Origin of the sequence: Falsiroseomonas tokyonensis (assembly GCF_019024325.1) — a bacterium.
GTDB classification, from domain to species: Bacteria; Pseudomonadota; Alphaproteobacteria; order Acetobacterales; family Acetobacteraceae; genus Falsiroseomonas; species Falsiroseomonas tokyonensis.
The window spans coordinates 1-611 of the sequence record NZ_JAFNJS010000055.1 but is presented as its reverse complement, the minus strand read 5'-3'; the positions used below and the strand labels follow the sequence as shown (position 1 = coordinate 611).

The window sequence follows — 611 nt, the reverse complement described above, 5'->3', positions numbered from 1 at the left end:
GGCCAATAGAGCTAGGAAAGCCGAGGGGCGCATTATCATGAGCCCGCTGTGCCGCACGACAGCCCGATGCGCAACCCGCCGGCTCACAGGCGCGGAAGCACCCGCGGTGCCGGCGCCGGGGCCGCCCCTGGTGGCAGCAGTGGCTGCACCAGTTGGGCGAAGCGCTCGAAGGACAGGACGCCGGGATGCACCCTGCCGCCGATCACGAAGGTAGGCGTCGCCTGGACGTTGAACTCGCGCGTGGCCTCCAGCCTTGACCGTACGATCGGGTCGGTGAAGCCGCGGTCAGTCCAGCAGGCTTCCAGGCGATCGGCGGATAACCCTGCCAGCCCGCCCGTGCGACGCAGCCAGCCGCGGGCATCCGGGCTGTGCGCCCAGGCCTCCTTGTTGGTGTAGAGCACCGAGAGCAGGGCCTCGTACCGCTCCGGCCCGGCGCAATGGACCATTGCGGCGGCATCCAGCGCAACGCGGTCGAGGGGATAATCCCGCATGACAAAGCGCACCAGGCCGGGGTCCACATAGGCGACCTTGATCCGCGGGAAGTGCTGGGTGTGAAAATTGGCGCAGTTGCCGCAGGTCAGCGAATGGAATTCGATCACCGTCACCGGCGC

The 611-nt window shown here is 68.1% G+C and carries 1 protein-coding gene; it reads right to left on the bottom strand.

The annotated features are described in order from the left end of the window. Positions 1–83: 83 nt before the first annotated feature. Positions 84–611, bottom strand: a 528-nt coding sequence (locus J3S20_RS29950; RefSeq protein ID WP_216840581.1) for a DsbA family protein, incomplete at its 5' end; no start/stop codon positions are given.